The sequence below is a fragment of the Phenylobacterium sp. genome (genome assembly GCF_044236515.1).
Classification (GTDB): Bacteria; Pseudomonadota; Alphaproteobacteria; order Caulobacterales; family Caulobacteraceae; genus Phenylobacterium.
In genome coordinates this window covers 1-4241 of record NZ_JBIIGK010000203.1, presented here as the reverse complement: position 1 = coordinate 4241, position 4241 = coordinate 1, and the positions used below count along the sequence as shown (strand labels likewise).

Annotated in this window: 4 protein-coding genes; 3 read left to right on the top strand and 1 reads right to left on the bottom strand. The window is 70.1% G+C overall.

Translation table 11 applies throughout. The annotated features are described in order from the left end of the window. A partial coding sequence (locus tag ACILRF_RS14880; RefSeq protein ID WP_395674249.1) for a vitamin B12 dependent-methionine synthase activation domain-containing protein occupies positions 1-1179 on the top strand: 1179 nt, incomplete at its 5' end. Positions 1180-1198: 19 nt separating this feature from the next. Here the strand turns inward: ACILRF_RS14880 and ACILRF_RS14875 are convergent. Further along, complete coding sequence (locus ACILRF_RS14875) at positions 1199-2398, bottom strand: sensor histidine kinase (protein ID WP_395674247.1); 1200 nt, start codon at positions 2396-2398, stop codon at positions 1199-1201. Positions 2399-2631: 233 nt separating this feature from the next. Between ACILRF_RS14875 and ACILRF_RS14870 the strand changes: the two genes are divergently transcribed. Together ACILRF_RS14870 and ACILRF_RS14865 are read left to right on the top strand one after the other, a co-directional pair. After that, the gene (locus tag ACILRF_RS14870; RefSeq protein ID WP_395674245.1) at positions 2632-3135 is read left to right on the top strand and encodes an RNA polymerase sigma factor; all 504 of its coding nucleotides are present in this window, start codon (positions 2632-2634) and stop codon (positions 3133-3135) included. 109 nt (positions 3136-3244) lie between these two features. Continuing rightward, complete coding sequence (locus ACILRF_RS14865; protein WP_395674243.1) at positions 3245-4213, top strand: FecR family protein; 969 nt, start codon at positions 3245-3247, stop codon at positions 4211-4213. The last annotated feature ends 28 nt before the right edge of the window (positions 4214-4241 follow it).

Sequence of the window (4241 nt, the reverse complement as noted above, 5' to 3'; positions counted from 1 at the left end):
TCGAAGACCCATACCGCGGTGAAGATCGCTCCGCAGTACAAGTCGGGCTCGACGACCTATGTGCTCGACGCCAGCCGGGCGGTGGGCGTGGTCTCGAACCTGTTGTCGCCGACCGAGCGCGAGCGGTTCGAGGCGCAGACTGCGGCGGAATACGTGAAGGTGCGCGAGCAGTACGCGCGCGGGCAGGGGAACCGGGCTCGCGCCAGCCTGGCCGACGCGCGGGACAACGCCTTCCCCATCGACTGGTCGGCCTATGATCCGCCGACCCCCTCGTTCCTCGGGACGCGGGCGTTCGCGCCCTATGACCTGAACGAGCTGCGCCGGCACATCGACTGGACGCCGTTCTTCGCCAGCTGGGAGCTGGTCGGCCGTTACCCCGACATCCTGCAGGACGACGTGGTCGGCCAGGCGGCGCGCGACCTGTTCGCCGACGCCGAGCGGATGCTGGACCGGATCATCCAGGAGGGCCTGTTGGAGGCGCGCGGCGTGGTCGGCTTCTGGCCGGCCAACGCCGACGGCGATGACATCGTCGTCTACGCTGACGAGAGCCGCACCACCGAACTGGCCCGCCTGCACAGCCTGCGCCAGCAGATGATCAAGTCGGGCGACGGCGCCAACGTCGCCCTGTCGGACTTCATCGCCCCGGTCGGCACGCGGCCGGACTGGATCGGCGGCTTTGCGGTCACCGCCGGCCACGGCGAGCTGGAACTGGCCGCCGAGTTCAAGGCCAAGGGCGACGACTATTCGGCCATCCTGTCAACGGCGCTGGCCGACCGCCTGGCCGAGGCTTTCGCCGAGGCGCTGCACCGCCGAGTCCGGACGGAACTTTGGGGCTATGCGCCGGACGAACCGTTCGACGTCGAGGCGATGATCGCCGAGAAATACCGCGGTATCCGCCCGGCCGCGGGTTATCCGGCCCAGCCCGACCACACCGAGAAGGCGACGCTGTTCCGGCTGCTGGATGCGACCTCGGCGACTGGGATGGCGCTGACCGAGAGCTTTGCGATGACGCCGCCGGCCGCGGTCTCCGGGCTCTATTTCGGCCATCCGGAGTCGCACTACTTCGGCGTCGGCCGCATCGAGCGCGACCAGGTTGAGGACTATGCCCGCCGCAAGGGCTGGGACCTGGCGACAGCCGAGCGCTGGCTGGCCCCGATCCTGAACTACGAGCCGGGCTGAGCGTCGAGGGCGGCCAGGATCAGGCCGCCGGCAGGATGACGGTGAAGGTCGAACCGTGGCCGACCTTGCTCTCGACAGTGATCTCCCCGCCCATCTGCCGGGCCAGGCGCTCGGAAATCGCCAGGCCCAGGCCGGTGCCGCCGAACTCGCGCGAGATGGCCGCGCCGCCCTGCTCGAACCGCTCGAAGACCCGCCCGAGGTTCTGCTCCGGGATGCCGACGCCGGTGTCGCGCACGGCGAGCTGGATTTCGCCGCCGCTCACCGAAGCGGAGACGGCGATCTCGCCCTTGGCTGTGAACTTCACCGCATTGCCGATCAGGTTGACCAGGACTTGCCGCAGCCGCGCGGGATCGACCGCGGCGCGGGGCAGGACGTCGGCGACGTGCAGGTGCAGCGCAAGCCCCTTTTCGGCAGCGCGCTCGGTAAACAGCTCGACCGCGGAGCGGACCACCGGACCGACATCGATCGGCTCGCCGCCGACCTCCGCCGCGCCGGCCTCGAGCTTGGCCAGGTCGAGCACGTCGTTGACGATGGTCAGCAGCTTCTCGCTCGCCGTCTTGGCCTTGAGGGCCATGCCTTTCTCCCGCTCCGGAAGGTCGGGGGAGGCGGCGAGGAGGGCGTTGAAGCCGATGACGCTGGTCAGCGGCGTGCGCAGCTCGTGAGTCATGTTGGCGAGGAACTCGGACTTCGCCTCAGTCGCCGCCTCGGCCCGGCGGGTGGCCATGGCGTAGCGCTCGGCCATCAGCCGCAGGTCCATCTCGTTGACGACGACATTGGCGAGGGTCTGGAGTCGGCGCTTCTCGACCTCGCTCAGCGGCGCGCGCGGGGTCCGGTCGATGACGCAGAGAGCGCCGAGCCGGTGGCCGCTGCGCAGCCGCAGCGGCGCGCCGGCGTAGAAGCGGATGTTCGGATCCTCGAGCACCAGCGGGTTGTCGCGGAAGCGGTCGTCCTGCTCGGCGTCGGGCACCACCAGCACCTCGTCGCCGAGGATGGTGTAGCGGCAGAAGGCGTGCTCGCGCGGGGTCTCGTTCCCGTCGAGGCCGACGATCGACTTCATCCACTGGCGGTCCGAATCGATCAGCGTCATGGCGGCGATCGGCGCGTCGAAAAGGTCGGCGGCCAGGGCGACGATCCGGTCGAACGCCGCCTCGGGCGGCGTGTCCATGATCGCGTACTCGCGCAGCGCGGCGAGCCGCCCTTCCTCGTCGATACTGAACATCGCCCGCCCGCCGTTCCGAATAGCGCGGCCATTCTAGGAATCCGCCCGGCGAAGACAATTCTCCGCTTTGCCTCAGGGCAGGATGTGGGCTCGCCTCTCCAGGAGGCGACTGCGTCGCTGGCGCGAGTTGGCAAGCGCGGCGGGGTCAGTCATATCCGTCCCCAGACCAAAGGTCAGTTGGGGGAGCGGGTTTGGGCCCTTCGGAGGTCTCCGGGAGCCGTGCGGACGAGGGCGTGCTGCTGCGCACGTTCCTGGAGAAGCGTGAGGCCCTGGTGCTGTTCCTGGCCGCCCGAACCCGTTCGATGGGCGAGGCCGAGGACCTCGTCCAGGATCTCTATATAAAGCTGCAGGGCATGGACGGGGCGATGGAGGTCCGCGCGCCGGTCGCCCTGCTGTTCCGCATGGCCTCCAACCTGATGGTCGACCAGGTGCGGAGCGCTCAGCGTTCGGCCCGCCGCGACGGCCAGTGGCGGCGCGAGACCCGCGACAGCCTTGGCGGCGAGGACGTGGTTTCCGGGCCGACGGCGGACGAGATGCTGATCAGCCGCGAGCGGGCCCGACAGCTGGCCCAGGCGGTGTCCGAATTGCCCCCGCAGATGGGCCGGGCGTTCCGGCTGCACAAGCTCGAGGGGCTGAGCCAGGCGCAGACCGCCGAGGCGATGGGCGTGTCGCGCAAGATGATCGAACAGCACATCCAGGCCGCCGTCCGCCGCCTGACCGAACGGCTGCGGTCATGAGGACAAAGGTTTTTCGCATCCGACCTAGGGGAGACGCGCCGCGGCGCCGTCTCATCGACTGTCCGGCGCATAAGGCGCTGGCCGAGCAGGCACGCCCATGAACAGCAGCATGACAGCGCAGGAGGAGACGGCCCTGGCCGAAGCCGCCGGCTGGCTCGCGCGGCTGCAGGGTCCTGAGGTCTCCGAGCATGACGGCCTGGCGTTCGACGCCTGGCTGGCGATCCCCGGCCACCGGGCCGCCTACCGGCGGACGCTGTCGGTCTGGCACGACGCGGCGGCCGGCGCCGCCCAGGTGCTGGCCGAGATGGACGCCGAGGCGGGGCGGGCGGCGCGGCGCAAACCGGCCGGCGTTTCGCGGCGTTGGATGGTCGGTGCGGGCGGGTTCGCGGTCGCCGCCGGCCTCGCGGTCGCGGTGCTGCCGGCCTATCTCGAGAAGCCCTCGGTCGCGACCTATGAGACGCCGCGCGGCGAGACCCAGCGAGTGGTGCTGGAGGACGGCTCGACCATCGACATCAACGCCGAGACGCGGCTGAGCGTCTCGTACGGCCGCGGCGCGCGCGCGGTGACCATCACCGAGGGCGAGGCGATCTTCGACGTCGCCCACGACGCCGGCCGGCCGTTCACCGTCGCGGCGGCCGGGCGCACAGTGCGCGTGCTTGGCACCCAGTTCAACGTCCGCAGCCGTAGCGGGACCCTGAGCGTGGTCGTCGCGCGGGGCAAGGTCGAGGTGCGGCCGCAAGACGCAGCTGCCGGCAAGGCCTATGTGCTGGTCCCCGGCCAGCGGTTGTCTTTCGACCGGTCGGGCGTCGGCGCCCTGCGCACCGTCGACCCGCAAGAAGCCCTCAGCTGGCGACTCGGCCGCCTTGTCTACCGAGACGAGCCGCTGGCCGAGGTGGTGGCCGACCTCAACCGCCAGTTCCAGCCGCAGATCGAACTCGCCGACCCGGAACTGGCCGCCATGCCGGTCACGGGGGTGATCGTGCTGGACGACCCGCAGGCGATCGCGGGGCGACTTTCCTTGATGCTGCCCGTAAGATCGGTACCCTCGGAGAGGGGACTCCTGCTTCACCGGAAGTAGGCCAAGTTTAGGGCAGTAAGGTCATCCG

Excerpts from the sequence above, each read along its gene's own strand:
- ACILRF_RS14875 (WP_395674247.1), bottom strand. The coding sequence starts at position 2,398 with ATGTTCAGTATCGACGAGGAAGGGCGGCTCGCCGCGCTGCGCGAGTAC.
- ACILRF_RS14865 (WP_395674243.1), top strand. The coding sequence starts at position 3,245 with ATGACAGCGCAGGAGGAGACGGCCCTGGCCGAAGCCGCCGGCTGGCTC.